Origin of the sequence: Methylobacterium sp. 88A (assembly GCF_000376345.1) — a bacterium.
Classification (GTDB): Bacteria; Pseudomonadota; Alphaproteobacteria; order Rhizobiales; family Beijerinckiaceae; genus Methylobacterium; species Methylobacterium bullatum.
Window position 1 is genome coordinate 2,282,289 of sequence record NZ_AQVT01000001.1, and the last position, 19,283, is coordinate 2,301,571.

General features: G+C 68.5%; 21 protein-coding genes. 1 reads left to right on the top strand and 20 read right to left on the bottom strand.

All coding sequences use genetic code 11. The features are described 5' to 3' along the window. Positions 1-24: 24 nt before the first annotated feature. The 17 genes from A3OM_RS0110915 to A3OM_RS0110995 all read right to left on the bottom strand — a co-directional run bounded on the left by A3OM_RS0110915 (position 25) and on the right by A3OM_RS0110995 (position 16,478). The gene (locus A3OM_RS0110915; protein ID WP_018043796.1) at positions 25-543 is read right to left on the bottom strand and encodes a hypothetical protein; all 519 of its coding nucleotides are present in this window, start codon (positions 541-543) and stop codon (positions 25-27) included. Between the two features lie 153 nt (positions 544-696). After that, positions 697-1,050, bottom strand: coding sequence for a hypothetical protein (locus tag A3OM_RS0110920; RefSeq protein ID WP_018043797.1), 354 nt, complete (start codon positions 1,048-1,050; stop codon positions 697-699). 104 nt (positions 1,051-1,154) lie between these two features. Beyond that, the gene (gene kdsA, locus A3OM_RS0110925; RefSeq protein WP_026175934.1) at positions 1,155-2,012 is read right to left on the bottom strand and encodes a 3-deoxy-8-phosphooctulonate synthase; all 858 of its coding nucleotides are present in this window, start codon (positions 2,010-2,012) and stop codon (positions 1,155-1,157) included. A gap of 10 nt (positions 2,013-2,022) precedes the next feature. Beyond that, positions 2,023-2,568: a hypothetical protein gene (locus A3OM_RS0110930; protein WP_018043799.1), complete on the bottom strand. Its 546-nt coding sequence runs from the start codon at positions 2,566-2,568 to the stop codon at positions 2,023-2,025. A 42-nt stretch (positions 2,569-2,610) separates the two neighbouring features. After that, a complete protein-coding gene (locus A3OM_RS0110935; RefSeq protein ID WP_018043800.1) occupies positions 2,611-3,084 on the bottom strand; it encodes a hypothetical protein in 474 nt (157 codons plus the stop codon). Between the two features lie 243 nt (positions 3,085-3,327). Continuing rightward, a complete protein-coding gene (locus A3OM_RS0110940; RefSeq protein ID WP_018043801.1) occupies positions 3,328-4,869 on the bottom strand; it encodes a Do family serine endopeptidase in 1,542 nt (513 codons plus the stop codon). Positions 4,870-4,962: 93 nt separating this feature from the next. Beyond that, positions 4,963-5,685 (bottom strand): DUF2459 domain-containing protein, encoded by a 723-nt coding sequence (locus A3OM_RS0110945; protein ID WP_018043802.1) that lies wholly within the window; start codon positions 5,683-5,685, stop codon positions 4,963-4,965. Then, entirely contained in the window at positions 5,682-8,417 is a 2,736-nt protein-coding gene (locus A3OM_RS0110950) for a valine--tRNA ligase (protein WP_018043803.1), read from the bottom strand. The genes A3OM_RS0110945 and A3OM_RS0110950 overlap by 4 nt, the downstream gene beginning before the upstream one ends. 97 nt (positions 8,418-8,514) lie before the next feature. Beyond that, positions 8,515-9,117, bottom strand: a complete 603-nt coding sequence (locus tag A3OM_RS0110955; protein ID WP_198290817.1) for a DUF2497 domain-containing protein — start codon at positions 9,115-9,117, stop codon at positions 8,515-8,517. A gap of 135 nt (positions 9,118-9,252) precedes the next feature. Next, the gene (locus A3OM_RS0110960; protein ID WP_018043805.1) at positions 9,253-10,647 is read right to left on the bottom strand and encodes a TolC family outer membrane protein; all 1,395 of its coding nucleotides are present in this window, start codon (positions 10,645-10,647) and stop codon (positions 9,253-9,255) included. Between the two features lie 290 nt (positions 10,648-10,937). Then, complete coding sequence (locus A3OM_RS0110965; RefSeq protein ID WP_018043806.1) at positions 10,938-11,600, bottom strand: protein-L-isoaspartate O-methyltransferase; 663 nt, start codon at positions 11,598-11,600, stop codon at positions 10,938-10,940. 192 nt (positions 11,601-11,792) lie between these two features. Further along, complete coding sequence (locus A3OM_RS0110970; protein ID WP_026175936.1) at positions 11,793-12,593, bottom strand: fructosamine kinase family protein; 801 nt, start codon at positions 12,591-12,593, stop codon at positions 11,793-11,795. Then, on the bottom strand, positions 12,590-13,057 hold the full coding sequence (locus tag A3OM_RS0110975; RefSeq protein WP_018043808.1) for a low molecular weight protein-tyrosine-phosphatase: 468 nt from the start codon (positions 13,055-13,057) through the stop codon (positions 12,590-12,592). Before A3OM_RS0110975 ends, A3OM_RS0110970 begins: the two co-directional genes overlap by 4 nt. Positions 13,058-13,079: 22 nt before the next feature. After that, positions 13,080-14,399 (bottom strand): MFS transporter, encoded by a 1,320-nt coding sequence (locus tag A3OM_RS0110980; RefSeq protein ID WP_245257842.1) that lies wholly within the window; start codon positions 14,397-14,399, stop codon positions 13,080-13,082. A gap of 62 nt (positions 14,400-14,461) precedes the next feature. After that, complete coding sequence (locus A3OM_RS0110985) at positions 14,462-15,169, bottom strand: NADPH-dependent F420 reductase (protein ID WP_051074399.1); 708 nt, start codon at positions 15,167-15,169, stop codon at positions 14,462-14,464. 25 nt (positions 15,170-15,194) lie between these two features. Beyond that, complete coding sequence (locus A3OM_RS0110990; RefSeq protein ID WP_018043811.1) at positions 15,195-16,124, bottom strand: aldo/keto reductase; 930 nt, start codon at positions 16,122-16,124, stop codon at positions 15,195-15,197. Between the two features lie 66 nt (positions 16,125-16,190). Continuing rightward, a complete protein-coding gene (locus A3OM_RS0110995; RefSeq protein ID WP_018043812.1) occupies positions 16,191-16,478 on the bottom strand; it encodes an MTH1187 family thiamine-binding protein in 288 nt (95 codons plus the stop codon). A 155-nt stretch (positions 16,479-16,633) separates the two neighbouring features. Here A3OM_RS0110995 and A3OM_RS0111000 point away from each other — a divergent pair, with 155 nt between their 5' ends. Then, the gene (locus A3OM_RS0111000; RefSeq protein ID WP_018043813.1) at positions 16,634-17,017 is read left to right on the top strand and encodes a hypothetical protein; all 384 of its coding nucleotides are present in this window, start codon (positions 16,634-16,636) and stop codon (positions 17,015-17,017) included. Positions 17,018-17,180: 163 nt separating this feature from the next. Here the strand turns inward: A3OM_RS0111000 and A3OM_RS0111005 are convergent, their stop codons facing one another. From A3OM_RS0111005 to A3OM_RS0111020, 3 genes are all read right to left on the bottom strand, one after another. After that, positions 17,181-17,588 carry a hypothetical protein gene (locus A3OM_RS0111005; RefSeq protein ID WP_043764636.1) on the bottom strand — a complete coding sequence of 136 codons (408 nt, stop codon included), beginning with the start codon at positions 17,586-17,588 and terminating at the stop codon, positions 17,181-17,183. A 150-nt stretch (positions 17,589-17,738) separates the two neighbouring features. After that, entirely contained in the window at positions 17,739-18,059 is a 321-nt protein-coding gene (locus tag A3OM_RS0111010) for a hypothetical protein (protein WP_018043815.1), read from the bottom strand. Between the two features lie 517 nt (positions 18,060-18,576). Then, entirely contained in the window at positions 18,577-19,029 is a 453-nt protein-coding gene (locus A3OM_RS0111020; protein WP_026175937.1) for a tellurite resistance TerB family protein, read from the bottom strand. Positions 19,030-19,283: the final 254 nt, after the last annotated feature.

Here is a 19,283-nt window from a genome sequence, read left to right on the forward strand (position 1 = left end):
GCATCGGCGAAGCCGCATCCTGCCTCACCGATCTTCGGCGACGGCGCGGACGATCTCGTCGATCAGGCGTTCCTGTGCCTCGGTGGGACCTCGATGGACCTCCGCGACCGTCCGGAGCATGTCGGCGAAATGGTCTCGCTCCGCGAAACTCAGGGCATCATGCAGGATTGGCGCCAGGACCTTGATGGCCAGCGTCGTATCGGGAGCCTGCGCGGCGGCGTGGCGGACGAACACCATCCGGGCATCGAGGTCGTCCCCGGCCTCCACGATGCCGCGCATCTGCGCCGTGATGACGGCCTCCTGCTCGGGCGTCGGTACGCCACGGAGACGGGCGACCATTTCCATCAGGACGCCGGCCGCATCGGCGGGATGGCGGAGGGAGCGCAGGGGTGCGGAGCGGATCTGCCGTTCGCTCGCCATCCGGCGGCGGGTGCCGCGCCAGTCTCGCACCGCGTTGTCGATATGCTCCATCCCGTTGCCGTACTTGATCCAATAGACCAGTCCGGCGACGAGGGCGCCGAAGACGGCTGCGATGATCGGCATGGCGCGGGTCCCCACCTGTTCGAAACAGGGCCTCCATGCAACCGTGCGGCCCATCCCGCAACCACCCGGCCATGCGGCCGGGATCGGAACACAAAAAAAGACGGCCGGTAAAAACCGGCCGCCCTTCTCACACGAGGTTTCGAGTGTGTCGGCTCAGTAGCCGTAGCCGTAGGCGGGCCGACCATAGGCCGGGCGGCCATAACCGTTGTTGTAATAGGAATCCCGCGCGGCTCCGGCCGCGATGGCGCCGGCTGCCAGGCCCGCGATGCCCAGGCCGACGGCGGCACCGGTTCCGATGCCACGACGATGGCCACCACCGTAGGCGTAACCGCGGTTGCCATACCCACGATGTCCATAACCGCGATGGCCGTAGCCACCGTGGGCGTAACCACCATGGCCGCCGCGACCATAGCCATGACCGTGTCCGGGGCGGGCTTCCGCCGCCGTTCCGGCAGCCATGGCGCCGAGGGAAAGGGTGACGGCCGTGATCAGTGCGAACTTGCGCATGGGGCTCCTCAAATCGTTGTCACATTCAAGTGATGACAACGGGACGAAGACGGGTTGGTTCCATTGTCATGACCGTACGAACGAGTCCGGGTGACGAGTCTCGGTCAGCGGCTGGACTTCGCCAGGCGATCGAAAGCCTGCAAGGTCTCCAGTAACGCCGGCATCGCCCGGAGAGGAACCATGTTGGGGCCGTCCGACGGAGCATGATCCGGATCGGGATGGGTCTCGATGAACAGGCCGGCGACCCCCACCGCCACGGCGGCGCGGGCCAGCACCGCCACGAACTCGCGCTGCCCGCCGGAGGTGGCACCCTGCCCGCCCGGCTGCTGCACCGAATGGGTCGCGTCGAACACGACGGGGGCACCGTGCGTGACCTGTGCCATGATCGGCAGGCTGCGCATGTCGGAGACCAGCGTATTGTAGCCGAAGGAGGCGCCGCGCTCGGTGACGATGACGTTCGGGTTGCCGGCATTCGTCACCTTGGCGGCCACGTGGGCCATGTCCCAGGGGGCGAGGAACTGGCCCTTCTTCACGTTCACCACGCGGCCCGTGGCGGCGGCCGCCAGGAGCAGATCGGTCTGCCGGCACAGGAAGGCCGGGATCTGGAGGACGTCGATGACCTCCGCCGCCGGCGCACATTGCGATGCTTCGTGGACGTCGGTGAGGACCGGGAGACCGAACCGCTCCTTGATCTCGGCGAAGATCGGCAATGCCCCGGCGAGGCCGAGGCCGCGCGCGGTGGAGCCCGAGGTCCGGTTGGCCTTGTCGAACGAGCCCTTGAACACGAGGCCGATCCCGAGATGGTCGGTCATGCCCTTGAGCGCGTCGGCGATCTCGATGGCGTGGTCGCGGCTCTCGAGCTGGCACGGGCCGGCGATGAGCGCGAAGGGCAGGTGGTTGGCGAAGGCGGTGGACCCCGCCATCACGACGGGACCGGCGGGTGAGCGAGCGGGTTCGGACATGGCGCCCGGTCTAGCCCGCCTGAGCCCCGTCGAAAAGGCCGGCGCGACGGCGAAGGACCGCCCGACGATGCCGGGTGAGCATGCAGCGCGTGAGGTCGGGCGCCGGGCCGCCCAGGCCGAGCGCGTCGGCGAGCCCCTGCCCGCTCGTCTCGCATCGCAGGGCCGCATTCCCTGCCCGTCCCGCCTGCGGCATTCCCGTGAGGCGGGAATCCCGATGAAGCGTGCGGGCCAGGATCTCGACCATGCCGGCCTTCGCGCCGGTCAGCCCTTCCGCCGCCAGCCCGATCAGGACGAAATAGGCGCCGGCCGGCTCATGGTCGCGTGACCCGAACGCCATCCGCGCCGGCGCCCGGCAATCGAGGCTCATGCGATCGGCATCCTCGGCGCGGAACACGGCGAGAGACGCCTCGCGCCCGGCCAGCGACGCCCCGGTGGCCCGGATCATCCGCGCGGTGAGTTGGTCGCAGGATTCCGTCGCCCTCGCCGCATCCGGTGCCGAGGACAGGAGGATGGCAATCAGGAGGCAGGCGATGGATGGGAGGGATCGGGCTTTCATGGGCCCGATCCTAAAGCAGGCCACTGCCTGAGCCCAACGATCTCAGCGTCGCGTTCCGATCGATCCCGTCACATCCGGGGGACAGGCCTCGTGGGCGTGCGAGCGGAGGACCCGGCGCAGTCGTAACGGATAGGCGCCCGTCTCGTCTTCCACCGTGCCCACCAGCGAATCCGTCGCCAGGGTGCCACGGAAGGCGACGTTGCCCCGTTCGCCGCCGACCAGGAACGATAAGGCCTTGGTGTCGTCGTCGAGGGTGAGGCTCTCGGCCTGCGCCGACTGGGATGCGGTCTCGTAGACCAGGACGTCGCCGGTGGGAGAGCGCCTGAGCGTGATCCGCCGCCCTGCCCGCTCGCCGCTCTCGCTCGCCGTGCAGAGATCCGCGAAGACGAAGGTGCCCGTGGCCCAGACCGGTTTCGCCGCCACGGACTTGGCGCGGGCAGGCCCTGTCGCCGCCATCGTCGAGGCGAGGGCCGCAAGCGGCAGGCCGGCCATCAACACCCGCTTCAGAACCTGCATCGGATTCTCCCCCTCCGTGCTCGCATCAGGAGACCCGCAGCCTCGCTCCGTCATGTCTCTGGATTGCGACAGGATCCGGCCTCGGCGTGCGCGAAGGCACCTCGGCGCTCGAAGCAAGATTCGGTCCCGTCGGTCTTGGATGCCGTCACGCGAAGCGCCGGCCCGAACGAACGGGCCGGCGCTGATGGAAAGGTCGTCTGCGAGGCGGCTGGACTTGTCACCGTCGGGCCGCCGAGCGGGTGTTCAGCCGGCCTTGTTGAGGGCCACGGCGACGAAGCGGGTCACGCCCTTGGTGCTCTTGACCCGCATCAGCACCGCCTTGCGGCCGCTGGCCTCGGCCGCCTTGATGCGCTCGGCGATCTCCGAAGGCTTCGAGACGCTGGAGCCGGCCACATCGAGGATGATGTCGCCCTGCTCGATGCCCTTCGCCGCGGCGGGGCCGTCGGGGTCGACATCCATCACCGCGACGCCCTCGTCGCCGGCACCGACCTGCGCGGCCGGGGCGAGGCTGAGGCCCAGGCGCGGCTGGCCGTCGCTCGTCGAGCTGCTGCGGTTGTCGTTGCCCGCCTTCGGGTCGTTCGGCAGGGCGCCGAGCTCAACCGTGGCGGTGTCGGACTTGCCAGCCCGCAGATAGGCGAGCTCCACCTTGGCGCCGGGCTTCAGGCCGGCGATGCGGCGGGACAATTCGCGGGCATCGTTCACCGACGCGCCGTTGACCGATTCGATCACGTCGCCGGATTTGAGGCCGGCCTTGGCCGCCGGGGTGCCGGGTTCGGCGTGGTCGACGAGGGCGCCCTTGGCCTTGTCGAGGCCGAGGCCGTCGGCGATGTCCTTCGTCACCGGCTGGACCTGGACGCCGAGATAGCCGCGGGCCACCTTGCCGTCGGCCCGGAGCTGATCGACCACCGCCTGCACGGTCTCGGCGGGAATCGCGAAAGCGAGACCCACGCTGCCGCCCGAGGGGGAGGCGATGGCGGTGTTCACGCCCACCACTTCGCCGCCGACATTGAAGGTCGGGCCGCCGGAATTGCCCTTGTTGATGGGCGCGTCGATCTGGAGGAAGTCGTCATAGGGGCCGGCGCCGATGTCGCGGCCACGGGCCGAGACGATGCCGGCCGTCACCGTGCCGCCGAGGCCGAACGGGTTGCCGATCGCCACCACCCAATCGCCGACACGGGGCGCGGTCTTGCCCAGCGAGACGTAGGGGAAGGTGCCGCCTTCGGTGATCTTGAGCAGCGCGAGGTCGGTCTTCGGATCCTTGCCGATGACCTTGGCGTCGAGGGTGCGGTTGTCGTCCAGGGTCACCTGCACCGTCTTGGCCTTGTCGACCACGTGGTTGTTGGTGACGACGTAGCCGTCGGCCGAGATGATGAAGCCCGAGCCCATGGCGCCGCGCTGGCCCTGGCGCTTGGGCGAGGGACCGCCGAAGCCCTGGCCCTGGCCCTGCCCTGGGCCGCCCTGGCCGAAGCGCTTGAAGAACTCGCGCAGCTGCGGCGGAACCTGCTGGCCCTGGCCCTGCCCGGGGCCGTCATCGTCGTCCATGCCGGCGCTGTCGTCGAGCTTCACCTTCACGGCGACCACGCCGGGCTTCACCTTGTCGACCACGCTGGCGAAGGAGCCGGGCGGATGGTCCGGCACGTCGATGGGGTTCTTGGACAGGGCCTGGGCATAGGCCGGGGTGGAGGGCTGGGTCAGGCCGACGCCGGCCGCGCCGGTCGCCACCAGGGCGATGGCGGCGACGGAGGCGAGGGCGTTGCGGCGCAGGCGAGAGGTGGACGACGTCATGGACAGGTCTCTCCGGAAAGGTCGTGTCCCCGCTGAGCGGGGCCATGACCCTCCATGTAGAGACCCTAGCCTGACCCGCCCGTGTCGCCGAGATTACGGTTTGGACAGGTTGGGAGGAGGGAGCGCCCTCGCCCCCGCGCGCCATCTCAGATCCAGCAACAATCCCGCCGGGTGCGTGTCGAGGACCGGCGTGATCGGCAGGCCGGCGGCGTTGAGGAGGCGGGCGGCCCAGTGGTTGCAGACGTTGGCGGCGCTGAAGCGGCCCTGCCCTTCGTAGAACAGGCTCGGCCCGTAGAGGCCGGGGCCACCCTCGATGGGGAGGTCGTCGGCGAGGCGGAAGCTCGCGTCGAGGCGGGCGAGCAGACGGGCGAGGCCGGCCTTCGAGACCCGGATGGGGACGATGTCCGAATGCGGGAAGCTCGTGCGGGTATCGTCTTCGAGGCCCACCACCTGGACGACGCCCTCGCGGCCGCCGGGGGTGAACAGGGCTTCGAGGGCGAGGCCCAGGTCGAACTGCGCCAGGGTCGGCGTCGCCCGGTAGAAGCGGGCCTCGCCCCAGCCGAACTCGATCCCCGGATAGGCCCGGAAGCGGGTGGCGATGCTTCGCAAAGCCATGCCGGCGCCCTCCCCGGTGAGGGCCTCGCGCGGGATCACGAGACCCGAATGCCAGCCGTGGCTGACGAGTTCGATTTTTTCTGAGTCGTCGTCGGGGGCGGGATAGAGAGCGGGGTCGCCGGGCCTCGCCGTAATGATCGCGGCGAGGACGAGGAGGGCCAACAGGCCGGCGAGGCCCTGACCCAGCCGGCGCAGGATCACGCGTCGGACAACCGCGCCAGGGCTTCCCGGATCTTCTCCAGACGTGCCGCTTCCGCGTCGCGGCGCTCGCGCTGCTCGTCCACCACCTCGTCGGGCGCGCGGGCGAGGAAATCGGCATTGCCGAGCTTGGCCTCGATCTTTCCGATCTCGGAGGCCGCCTTCACCGCCTCCTTGTTCAGGCGGGCGACCTCGGCCTTGAGGTCGACGATGCCCTCCAGGGGCAGCGCCGCTACCGAACCGCGCACCAGCAGCTGGACCGCGTTCTTCGGCGCGGTCTCGGCGAAGGAGATGTCCGACAGGCGGGCGAGGCGCAGGAGCGTGTCCTGCCACTGCGTTGCCCGCGCCCGCAGGGCTTCGTCGGCGCCGACGATGACCAGGGGAATCTGGGCGCCGGCCGGCACGTTGGTCTCCGAGCGGGCGGAGCGGATCTCGGAGACGAGGTCCACCACCCAGCCGATCTCGGCTTCGGCCCGAGCATCCGCCAGCCCCGACAGGTCGGGCCACGGCGCCAGCGCCAGGAGCCCACGCTCGGCGATACCCTCGCCCTTGATCGCCCAGAGCTCCTCGGTGAGGAACGGCATGAACGGGTGCAGCAGCTTGGCGATCTGGTCGATCAGGAACGCTACCGTGGCCTGCGTCTCGGCCTTGAGGCTCGCTTCCACGCTTTCGCCCTGAAGCACCGGCTTGGCCAGTTCGAGATACCAGTCACAAAAGATGTTCCAGACGAAGCGGTAGGCGGCCGCCGCCGCATCGTTAAAGCGATAGGCATCGAGTGCCGCCGACACCTCGGCCACGGCGCGCGCGGCCTCGCCCAGTGCCCAGCGGTTCAGGGTCTCGGTGGCGTCTTCCGGGCGGTAATCGGCGCGGAGCACGCAGCCGTTCATCTCGGCGAAGCGCGAGGCGTTCCAGAGCTTCGTCGCGAAGTTGCGGTAGCCCTCGACGCGGTTCACCGCGAGCTTGATGTCCCTGCCCTGCGCGGCCATGGCGGCCAGGGTGAAGCGGAGGGCATCGGCGCCGTACTGGTCGATGAGGCCGAGCGGATCGACGACATTGCCTTTCGATTTCGACATCTTGGCGCCCGACGCGTCGCGCACCAGGGTGTGGAGATAGACCGTGGCGAACGGCACCCGGTCGGTGACGTGGAGGCCGAGCATCATCATCCGGGCGACCCAGAAGAAGATGATGTCCTTGCCGGTGACCAGGGTGTCGGTCGGATAGTAGCGGTCGAGTTCCGGCGTCGCGTCGGGCCAGCCCAGCGTCGAGAACGGCCACAGGGCGGAGGAGAACCACGTGTCGAGGACATCCTCGTCACGGCGCAGAGCAACGGCGCGTCCGTGCTTCGCATCGGCCTGTGCCTGCGCCTCGACCTCGCTGGAGGCCACGAAGATGCCGCCCTCGTCGTCGTACCAGACCGGGATCTGGTGGCCCCACCAGAGCTGGCGCGAGATGCACCAGGGCTCGATGTTCTCCAGCCACTGGAAGAAGGTCCGCTCGTAATTCTCCGGAACGAACCTGGTCTGCCCGTCGCGCACCGCCTGGAGGGCGCGCTCGGCCAGGGGCTTCACGTTCACGTACCATTGGTCCGTGAGGTAGGGCTCGATGACGACGTTCGAACGGTCGCCATGCGGCACCGCATGGGTGTTGGGCTCGGTGAGCCGCAGCCGCTCGCGCGCCTCCATCAGGGCGACGACGCGCTTCCGCGCCTCGAACCGGTCGAGGCCGTGCAGGGCCAGGGCCTCCGGCTCCGGGTTCGAGTCCTTCAGGAAAGCCGCATTCCCGTCGAGGGTTATGCGTGCTTCCGGATCCAGGATGTTAATCGGCGTGCAGCCGGCCCGCTTGCCCACCTCGAAATCGTTGAAGTCGTGCGCGGGCGTGATCTTGACGGCACCCGTGCCCTTCTCCGGGTCCGAATAGGTGTCGGCGACGATGGGGATGAGGCGGCCGACCAGCGGCAGGCGCACGTGCTTGCCCACGAGATGGGTGTAGCGCTCGTCGTCCGGATGGACCGCCACCGCCGTGTCGCCCAGCATGGTCTCGGGGCGGGTGGTGGCCACCGTGATGACCGCGCCGGTCTCGGTGCCCGCCTCGTCGACGACCGGATAGTCGAAGTGCCAGAGATGGCCCTTCACCTCGACCTGCAGCACTTCGAGATCCGAGATCGCGGTCTGGAACTTCGGATCCCAGTTCACGAGCCGCTTGTCGCGGTAGATCAGCCCCTGCGCGTGGAGATCGACGAACGTTTTCGTCACGGCCCGGACCATCTGGTCGTCGGGCTGGCCGGACAGGCCCATGGTGAAGCGCTCGCGCGTCCAGTCGCAGGAGGCGCCCAGGCGCTTCAACTGGTTGACGATGGCCCCGCCGGATTCGGCCTTCCAGGCCCAGACCTTCTCGACGAAGGCCTCGCGGCCGAGCTCGCGCCGGCCCGGCTCCTTCGCCTCGGCGAGGCGGCGCTCCACCACCATCTGGGTCGCGATGCCCGCATGGTCCGTGCCCGGCTGCCACAGCACGTCGCGCCCGCGCATGCGCTCGAACCGGCAGAGGATGTCCTGCAGGGTGTTGTTGAGGGCGTGGCCCATATGCAGGCTGCCGGTGACGTTCGGCGGCGGGATCACCATGGTGAAGGGCCGGGCGTCCGCGCGCTCGGGCCGGCCGGCCTTGAAAGCGTCACCCGCCTCCCAGGCGGACGCGATGCGCGCCTCGACGGCGGCGGGATCGAAGGTCTTGTCCATCATGGGCTTGCGTCGGGCCAGTTCGTGCGGGGCGGGTGTCAGCCCGCGTGTTGGCCCGCTTTCACCCCGTCACGCCCCCCGCGTCAACATCGCAGGGCGGTCAGCGGCCCCGCGCCACGCGCTCGATCTCGGCGCGGACGAGGCGTTCGACCATGCCCGGCAGGTTGTCGTCGAGCCAGGATTGCAGCATCGGCCGGAGCATGTCCTGCACCATGTCCTCGATGGTCCGGGCGTTCTGGCTCACCCTCGTACCGGCGAGAAGCTGGAACGCATGGCCGACGCTGGCATCGGTGATGTCGGACACGAGGCGCTGCTTCAGGCTCTCGCGCGGAGCCTCCACCGGCTCCGGGCGGGGGGCGGCGCGGGGCGGCTCGGGCTGACGCACCACCGGTGGCGGCGGCAGGGGCTCCGGTTCGGGCTCGTCGTCGTCGAAGGAGATCGAATCGAAATCGATCTGGCCGCTCTCGGCGAAGTCGATCTCCGGTTCCTCGATGGGAGCGGGCTGGGGCTTGCGCGGCTGTGCGACCTCGGCGAGGTCGAGGACGTCGTCGTTCTCCGGGAGCGGCGGGGGAGAGCGTACCGGCGCGACCACCTCCGCCTTGGCGTTCTGGTCGTCGGCGATGATCCGGCGGATGGACGCCAGGATCTCCTCCATGGAGGGTTCCGGGGCCTTGTCCGGCGCCTTAGGGCTCGCTGCACTCATCCGGACGACGCTCGGTCACATGGTTAAAGAAGTATTTCGGTCACTCTGAGTATTTCACCACGGGTGCCGGAAACAAGCACCGGCAGGGCGCAAGGCACAGGATAACACCGGTGCCTCGCGGGTTCCTCGCGACCGTCAGCGCCCGTCGGGCGTGCGCAAGCCGTACCAGAGGTCCTTGACCTGGTCGAAATGCTCCTTTGGGCTGTAGGCCACGACCGGGATCGCGGTGAAGCGCACGGTGAGGCGGCCCACGGTCTGGACCACTCCATAGGAGTTCACCACACGGTCGCGCTGGGCGAGAATGAGGTTCACGCGCGAGTTCAGGAGTTCCTGCTGGGCGTTCAGGACGTCGAGGGTGGTACGCTGGCCGACGCGGGCTTCCTCGCGCACGCCGTTGAGCGCCACTTCGTTGGCCTGAACCTGGGCCTGCGATGCGATGACCTGCGCCTTGGCCGCTTCAAGCCGGCCCCAGGCGGTGACAATGGCCGAACGAACCTGGTCGCGGATGTCCTCGACGTTGATGCGGGCCTGGCCGACCAACTCCTTGGCCTGGCGGATCTGCGAATAGGTCTGGCCGCCCTCGTAGAGCGGAACCGAGATGCGGCCGACGATGGAGGCGGTCACGCCGTTATCGCCCGGGAACTGCGTGTCGTAGCGCTGCTGGACGCTCCCCTGCAGGGCGGCGCTCGGAGCGAGCTGGCCCTCGAAGATCTTCACCTGCGCCTCGGCCACGTCCACCGCGTGCATGGAGGACAGGATCTGCGGGTGTTCCTTCAGGCCGATGGAGATGGCGCTGTCGAGGTTCGGCGGCACGAACCGGTCGAGGGGCCGTCCCGGCGCGAGCTGGCGCGGCTCGACGCCGATGATGCGCCGATAGGTGCCGATGCTGGCGCGCAGATTGGCCTCCGCGCCGCTGACGTCGGAGCGCGCGCCGGCGAGGCGGGCCTCGGCCTGGGCCACGTCGGTCCGGGTGACCTCGCCGACATTGAAGCGGTCGCGGGTCTGGCGCAGCTGCTCTTCGAGCACCTCGACGTTGTTGCGGCGAAGCTCCAGGGTCGCCGTGTCGCTCAGGACCGACATGTAGATCTGGGCGGCGTTGAACAGGGTCGTCATCTCGGTGGAGCGCAGCGATTCGCGCGTTCCGAGCACGTCCGATTCGGCGCGGCGGGTCTGGTTGTCGGTCTGAAAGCCGTTGAACAGGGTCTGGTTGATCGTCAGCCCGGCGCCGCCGGGCTTCGTCACCTGGTTGAGGGAGATGCCGCTCACGCGGCCCTGGCTCTGGGTCAGGCCGATGTCGGCGTCGAGGCTCACGGTGGGACGGTAGCCGGACTTGGCCTGTGCGACGTTCTCGTCGGTGGCGCGCAGTCCCGCCCGCGACGCGTTCAGCGCGGGGTTGGCGCCATAGGCACGGGCCAGCGCGCTATCCAGCGTCTCGGCCACGGCCGGAGAGGCGGCGGCGAGCGTCAGCGCGGCGAAGCCACCCAGCCGTAGCCGGAAGCTTTTCGCAAGTTTGCGTTGTCTCACGTCCATCTGCCCTTGCGGTTTCTCGATGAACCGGTCGGCTGTTCATCACAGCCATAGCGCCTAGGGTGCCATCCGGATTGCCCGCCTCACAGGTCAGCTTAGCGGAGGTTGTGCTTCAGGGCATCGGCGGAGAGGGATTAGGCACGAGATTGATGGCGCAGTGCCGCATAAAAGCGACACCTGCCCTCCCCGCCACGCTGGTTTGCATGGGCAGGCCAACGCTTTCCCTCGCTCGGGCCTTTGAACAGTCGCGGGTTTCGGGATGCGAAACCGGCGACCGCTTTTGCCGAGCCCGCTCAGAAGGAAAAGCTGGATTCCGGACTGAAGGCCGACAGGGCGGGCAGCGACGCATCGAAGAGCGGACGCGCGCCGAACGCGCCCCCGGTCCGGATGAACAGGGTGGCCTTCGCGGCCTTGTCGCGGCCCAGCACGCAGGCGAGGCGTCCGCCATCCTTCAGCTGGTCGAGGAGGGATTGGGGCCGCGTCTCGACGCGGCCATTGACGAGGATGGCGTCGAACGGTCCCGCCTTCGCCGCGCCCGCCGGCAGGGGGCCGCGAACGATCTCGATTCCGTCCGTTGCCGACAGGCGGCTCTCCGCCTCGGCGGCGAGGGCGTCGTCGGATTCGAGGGCGACCACCCGCACCCCGAGCTGCCGCATGATGGCGGCGGCGTAGCCGTAGCCGGTGGCGACGTCGAGGGCGACCTTCCCCGGTGCGAGCTGCAGCGCCTGAATCATGCGGGCGAGAAGCATCGGCGCCGGAATGACGCGATCCGTCGCCGGGTCCTGCCCGGTGATGCGCAGGGATTGGTCGATATAGGCGAAGTCCTCGCGGCCCTGCGGCACGAAGCGCTCGCGCGGCACGGCTTCGAAAGCGTCGAGGACCGGGATGTCGTTGACGTCGAAGGTCCGCAACTGACAATCCACCATGAGGCGTCGCGCCTGCGCGTAATCGAGCATGGGTCTCGTCTTCCCTCGCCGCATCGACCGTAGGCGCCCCTCCGCCTCATCCGGACATTCGGAAAGGGCCGGACACCAGCGCCGAAGCTTGCCGGGTTGTCGGGGATCGGCCCTGAAAACGCAAGGTTCGAGGCGCGGTTCGTGTCGCGCGACATGCGCCGCGCTTCCGGTCCGATGGGACGCACTGAGGTTTCAGCAGCCGGTGGCGTCGAGCAGCGCCTCGACCATGGAGCGGTAGCCCGATCCGAACAGGCGCAGATGCACCAGCGCCGGCCACAGCCGGTAGATCGCCCTACGCTCCGCCATGCCCGGTTCGGCCTCGCCATACGCCTCGCGGAAGGCGGGGCCGGGCGCGCCGAACAGGGACAGCATCGCGAGGTCCACCTCGGCATGGCCGTGGTAGCAGGCGGGGTCGATGAGCCCGGAAACGCGGCCGCCATCGGTGAGGATGTTGCCGCTCCACAGGTCGCCATGCAGCAGCGCCGGGCGGGGACGGGCCGGAAGACGCTCGGGGAGTGTGGCCGCCAGGGCCTCGATCCTCCGCCGGAGTGCGGTGTCGAGATACGGAGCGTGGCAGAGGAGGCGCCGCTCGGCCCAGAAGCCGGGCCAATCCTCGCTTGCGTGATTGTCGATTCGCACCGTCGCGAAAGCGTAGTCACGGTTCCAGCCGTAATCGTCGCCGGTCACGGCATGGAGGCGCGCCAACACGTGGCCGAGATCCGCATCCGCATTGCCGCCGCCGGCTGGCAGGGGCTCGATCACGAGAGTGCGCAGATCGGCCGCGAACACCTCCGGCGCGGGGATTCCGGCGGCGCGGATCGCGCGGAGCATCCCGGCTTCCGCCGGCGGATCGGGTCCGTCCTTGACGATCGCCGCGCTGCCGTCGTCGAGCACGATCCGCACGAGGCTGGAGAGATCGCCGCCGCTCATGGGCTCGGCCCGCACGAGCCGGCGCCCGAGCAGCGCCGCTCCACGCGCTGCCAATGGCATCATGCCGTGAGCGCGCGCACGAGGTGGCGGGCGCCTAGGGTCACGTCGGCCCAGGTGGTCTCGAAGCCCGCATCCGCGCCGTAATAGGGGTCGGCGACCGCCCCGCCCCTGCGCCCCGGCACATGGTCGAGGAGAAGCGACAACGCGGCGCCCTCTTTCGGACGAAGCCGACGCAGCACGGCGAGATTGTCGCCATCGAGGGCGACGATGTGGCTGAAACGGGCAAAATCCGCCGGCTCGACCTGACGCGCACGGTAGCCGGAGATGTCGACGCCGTTGCGCCGGGCGACGGCCTGGGCGCGCCGGTCGGGCGGTTCGCCCGCATGCCAGCCGCCGGTGCCGGCCGAATCGACCTCCACATCGAGACCCGCCTGCTCGGCCTCCAGGCGGAACGCGGCCTCCGCCAGGGGCGAACGGCAGATGTTGCCCAGGCACACGAACAGGATGGCTGGCTTGCCTGCGGACATAACGGCTCCTCGAATGTCGATGTCAGTTGCCGCGCGACGGCCCGGTCGCCCGATCCTTGCCGGAGCCTTCCGCTTCTTCCATCGCGACCCGCCTCGCTTCCTGCCGACGGCCGAGCCAGAGGCTGTTCAGGAGCCAGGCGACCGAGAGCGGAACCGCTGCGATGGCCACGGCCGTCGAACCGAGGCCCAGCGCTCCAATTCCCTGGAAGGACCAAGCGCCGATCTGGTCGCCGGTCCGGTAGACCGCGGTGTCGAGGAAGTTCTTTGCCTTGTAGCGGTCCTCACGCGGCACGACCGTGAACAGCACCTCGCGGATCGGCCGGGCGATGGCGAAGTTGCCGGCTCGCCGGAAGACCTGGAACGCCACGATGGCCGTGATCGTGGGTGAGACGGCGAGCGCCGCGAATCCGAGGATGCTGGCCGCCGGCAGGAGCGCGAGGGCGGGGCCGACCCCGATGCGCCGCACGATCCGGCCGGTGAGGAAGAACTGCACGCCGAGGGTGAGCAGATTCACCAGCAGATCGACGCTGGCGAAGAAGGCCGTCTGCGAGCCGCGATCGGGGAAGCTGCGCTTGGCGATGCCCGCCTGCTCGAAATACAGGAAGGTCGAGGTCACCGAGAACAGCAGTAGGAACAGCCCGATATTGAGCAGGTAGGGCGATTGGAACGTGCGGGTGATGCCCGCGAAGGCGCTGCCGCCGATGGCCTCCGACGGGGCGGCGTCGCCCGTGACGGGAGCTCGGTTCAGGCGGTCGGACAGGCGCGCGAGACCGCGCATGCTGAACACCGCCACCTCCAGGAGCAGGGCCGCGCCGATGAGGAGCGCCCAGGTCGGCACGTCTCGGGCGAGGATCGCCGTCGTTGCCGATCCGGCGATCGCCCCGAGGGTCGCGCCAGCGGCGATGAAGCCGAACAGGCGCTTGCCCTGCTCGGTGGAGAAGACATCCACGATGGTGGCCCAGAACACCGAGACCACGAACAGGTTGAAGATCGAGAGCCAGATGAAGAAGGCCCGGCCGATCCAGACGTCGCCCTCCGGCCCGGCGAGGTAGAGCGCCCCGGCGAACAGCACGATGTTGGCGGCGAAGAACCGATAGGTCAGCGGCACGAACCGGGCGCGCGGCAAGGTCTTCACGAGCCAAGCGAAGGGGACGTTCAGGGCCAGCATGCCCACGAGTGTGCCGGTGAACAGCCAGGGCAGGTTCTCGATCCCGCCGGCGACACCCATCTGGTCGCGGATCGGCCGGAGGACGTAGTAGGCCGCCAGGATCGAGAAGATGTAGGCCCAGGACCAAGCAAGGGCCGGAACCTCCTCCGCCCGTACGTCGATGAGCCGCCGCAGCCAGGGCGGGACGTAGCCGCCGCGTCCGGCGGTCAGCGGCTTCGCCGGCCCTGGCCCGTCGCTCAACGGGTGACCCCGAGTCGTACCCGCGATTCCTCCGCATTCAGGTCGAGGCCGAAGCCGGGGGAACCCATGGCGAAGCTGTCCGCCTTGGCGAGCTGCCCGACCTCCACCGGATCGAAGCCCGCATCCTTGACGAGTTGGGAAGCGATCGCGAGCGCCGCGGGATCGTCGCCGGCGATGGGGATCGCCATGCGTCCGCCTTGGCGATGGGCGTTCTTGGCGAAGACCTTGTAATTGGCCGCGTTGAAGGCCCGGACGACCTTCGCCCCGTTCAGATATTTGGCCGAAACCGCCGCGATGCCGTTGGCCTGGACCTCACCATAGACCTCTCCGTCACGGGCCTGGGTCGCGTTGCCGGCATCGATCACCACCTTGCCCTTGAGCGAGGCTCCATGGTCCTGCGCCAGCTGCGGATAAGCCTTGTAGGGCACCGCGATGAGCACGACGTCGCCGAAGGCGATGGCCTCGGCCGGGCTGCCCGCCCTCGCCTTCGGCCCGAGCGCCTCGACGAGGTCCTTCAGCTCCTCGGGGTGACGGGACGACAGCATCACCTCGTGCCCGGCCTTCGCCCAGAGGCCGCCGATGGTGCCGCCGATATTGCCGGCCCCGACGATACCGATGCGGACCGGCTGCGGTGCGGCCTGGGCCGAGGCGGGACAGGGTGATGCCAGCAGGCCCGAAGCGGCGATGAGCCCACCGGCCAGCATGATGACGGCACGGCGGTTGAAGAAATCAGAGCGCGTCGACATAGGCCTCCATTCGGGTTCGCTGGGCGGCATCGGGCAAACGGCCGCGTGCCGCGCCGAGATTGTCCTCGACATAGGCCGCCTTGGCCATGCCGGGGATCGGGCAGGTGACGGCCTCGTGGGAGAGGACGTATTTCAGGAAGAATTGCGGCCAGCTCGCGCAGTCGAACTCGGCCGTCCAGGGCGGCAGGTCGCGTCCCTGAACGGCCTTGAACAGGCGGTCGCGCCCGAAGGGCACGTTCACCATCACGGCCATGCCGCGCTCTTTCGCGAGCGGCAGGATGCGCTCGGCGGCGCGGCGGTCGTCGAGGGCGTAATTGACCTGGATGAAATCCATCGTCTCGCGCCGCATCACCGCCTCGAGATCGGCGAACTGGCTGTCGCGCCAGACCGTGACACCGGTGTAGCGGATCTTCTTTTCGGCCTTCAGATCCCGCAACGTGGCGAGGTTCGTTGCCGTGTCGCTGAGGTTGTGGACCGCGACGAGATCGATCCTGTCGGTGGCCATGCGGCGGAAGGAGCGCGCGATCTCGGCCGCGCCGGCCTCGCGGCCCGGTGTCCCGACCTTGCTGCAGAGGAACACCTTCTCGCGCAGACCGTCCTGGGACAGGATCTGGCCGAGGACGTCCTCGGCCGTGCCGTAGCTCGGCGCCGTGTCGATGACCGACCCGCCGAGCGCCACGAACCGCTGCACCGCCTCGCGCAAGGGCGCGATTTTTTCGGGGACCGGTTCGACCTCGTAGCGGCGCGAGGTGCCGATCCCCATGGCGGGGAGCATCTCGCCGGAGGACGGGATGGCCCGGCGGATCAGACCGCCCTCCTCCGCATGGGCCGGGGACGCGGCGCGCTGCAGCAGCGGCACCATCAGGGGAGCGAGGCCAGCGCCGGCCAGGAACGCACGTCGGGACGGATGCATGCGGGCTCGGTCCTCATCGGGGATCGGGCAGGATCAACGCCGCTGCGCCGCCGAGGTGCCAACGGATCAGGAAACGGCCGTCAGCTTGTCGGCCATGGACTGCTCCTTGTCCCGCCGTGACGAGAAGGCCATGGTGAAGAAGACCCGCTGAACGCCGAGCTGGCTCAGCTTCTCCTCGCAGAGTTCGATGAGCCGGCAGATGTCGGCAAGCTCGCCCTCGATATTCGTGCCGTTGGCATGCATCTCGGCGTTGAGGTGGCTGGCCTCGAGGATGGTCTTGATCTCCTTCACGTAGGAGGAGACCGAGGGGCCGACGCCCATGGGCACGATGCACAGATCCGCGACGACTTTCATGGACGTTCTCCTCGGGAATGCAGATGAAACGGAACAGCCGATCCCCGTGATCTCGTAAGCCGCTCATAGGCCTGCGTCGCCAGCACCCAGGGGACGATGGGAACGGCCCGGCGCCCGGTCCGTTGATGAACATATCTCACAACAGGACATTTCGAATGCGCAAGCTCGCACTTCTATCGGCCGCGGCCGTCAGCCTCGGTGCCCTCCTGGCGGCAGCCCCTGCGGAAGCCCGTGGCTGGGGTCATGGCGGCGGATACGGTCATGGTGGCTTCGGCGGCCACGGTGGATACGGTCATCGCGGCGGCTATGGCCGTTACAGCGGTGGTTACGGCCGGGGTTACGGATATGGCCGTCGCGGCATCGGTCCGGGCGCCGTCATCGGTCTCGGCGTCGCCGGTCTGGCTGCCGGAGCCATCGCGGCCGGCGCCTACAATGGTGGCTATGACGGTTACGGTTATGGCCGCCCCGTCGGCTATTACGGCGGTTACGCCCCCGCGCCGGCCTATGGTTACGGCTACGGTGGTTATTACGGCTACTGAGCCGGGACTGGATTTGGCCGAGACTGGATCCGGCAAGGAAGGGGTCGCCGCGAGGCGGCCCTTTTTTGCGTCGACTCGGCGCTGACGCCCCTGCCCGATCATCCAGGCCGGACGGAACGGCGCCAAGTCGGCAGCCCCGGACGTCCCATGCGATCACGGCCGATCAGGGCGGCGCGAAGATCGTGATGTTGCCGTTGATCTGATAGGCGGCCGTCGGCGGCGTATTGACGAAGCGCAGGCGGATGGGGCTCTCGCCCAGGATGGCGCCGAAGGACGGGGTCACCGGGATGGGAAAGCATCGGGACACGGCGTCCCTTGCGGACTCCTCATAGTGTTTCCGGGCTTCCTGATCACCTTCGAGGCGGCGTGCCGTGACGAGAGGCGCACCGCGCAACTCACCGTTCTTGCTGATGCCGAACAGAAACGCGATCTGTGATCCACTGGTATTCGGAGGGACAGACCAGCAGGAGGCGAGCGTCGCGCGAAGGTCTGCCCAGTTGTTCACGGCGGCTGGCGACGACGGGGATTGAGCGAAAACAGGAGCCGTCATCGGAGACAATCCGCCGAGCATCGCCACGCCGAAGCGGCACGCGATGACAAACCGGCGGATCGGTTCATGGCTCATGGATGGCAGTCTAAGCGTCGTCGCGGGCCGGAGCAAAACGGCAAGCGGCCGCTACCCCGTGGTTGCAGGACTATCCCTCTCGCTCGCTGGCCGGCTTCACCGCTTCTTCGAAACATGGAAGATGGCAAAGCCTGCCAGGGCCGCGAGGCCCAGCGCGAGGGGCCGATTGTCGTGGAAGGCGCCAAGTGCGCGCGAGCCGGCATCACGAAGGTCATCGACGACGGGGTTGCCCAGAAGGATGTTCTGAGCGCGATCCAGATTCTCCGCCTTCGTGCTGATGGAGACTTCGAACGCGTCATCGTGGCGTTCGATATCGATGCTGTTGCGGGCGAATCCGGCGCGAGCCAGCCGTTCCCTGGCCGAGCGGGCGGCCCGGAGAGAAGGGACGACGACCGAAGCTAAGGCACTGTCAGACATTCATGTCCTCCGATTTGGATGGACGAACATCTTTGAAGACGCAACGGTTCCTTGCCGGAGACAGGCATTCGGCCCGCCATCTCGCCCGACATCGTCCGGCCATCCCCGTCCAGGGGATGCTCAGCCCGTTGCCGTCAGCCGCAGAGGATTGCGATGCCGTCCGTCAACGCCGCACGGGCGGCCGGACCGGGCCTCGGGCCGCTCGGCAGGCTGCGTCAGGCCATCGTCCAGGTGAGGAGCATGATCCCGCTCAGGAAGATTCCATAAGTGATCGCGATGGCCGCGATTTCACGGTGTTCGTTGACGATGTTGCGGGAAGCGAGGATCATGGCGATGACCGGCAGGGGTTGAATGCCGGCTCTATAGTCGAAGGATCTCTAACGTGGGGTCGTCATGAATGGTTAATATGATTTTAACCATTTGGTGTCGCCCCGGAAGCACACTCGACCGACGCGAGAGCGATGGGGAGCCGTCGCATCGCGCCGGAGCGACCGACGGACGCGGCGCATCGGCCGGGTCACGACGGATTGGACGGCCTCACGGGAGCCAGCCGGAGTAGTGTCTCCTTGTCGACGGACAGCGCTTCGGCGATCTCCTCGAGGGCTTGATGCTCGACGTCGCTGATTCCCTCATGGTCGGCGGCATCGGCGGCGATCAGAAACACCCCGTTCCGCTGTTCGAGGGATCGGTCCGCGATGGCGGCCACGCGGCTCAGATTGTCCGCCCGTCCGACGCGGGTTCGAGCCCGCGCGATGCCGTCGAACAGCTCCGCCTCCAGCATCAGCGTGTCGTAGCCCTTCTCGATGATCGGATTGGCGCGCATGGCCGCGAGGGCGACCTCGACCTCCCCCTCGTCCACTTCGCTGTCGGCCACGATCACGTTCGAGGCCGCCGACACGGCCGCCTGCATGAGCGTCTTGTCACCGACATAGGCGGTGACGTGTTCGAGAAGGTTCTGAAAGATGCCCATCACGGACTCCATGGAGCGGTCCGGCCGAGGGGCCGTGAAGTAGCAACGCGCGAGCCTGCCCATCGGCGTCGTATGCAAACTTCCTTCGTCGAACGCACGCGCTTTCTTCGGCCCGGCCGGTAAGCGGCGTACTCACGGCATGGCGGGATCGCCCCGCCGCGCGGTCCCGTCGACAGGGCGATGACGGCTGGAACTGTCCGGGGCGCCCCCTCGTTTGGATCAAGACGTCCGTGGCGAAGATCAGAAGCAGGGGC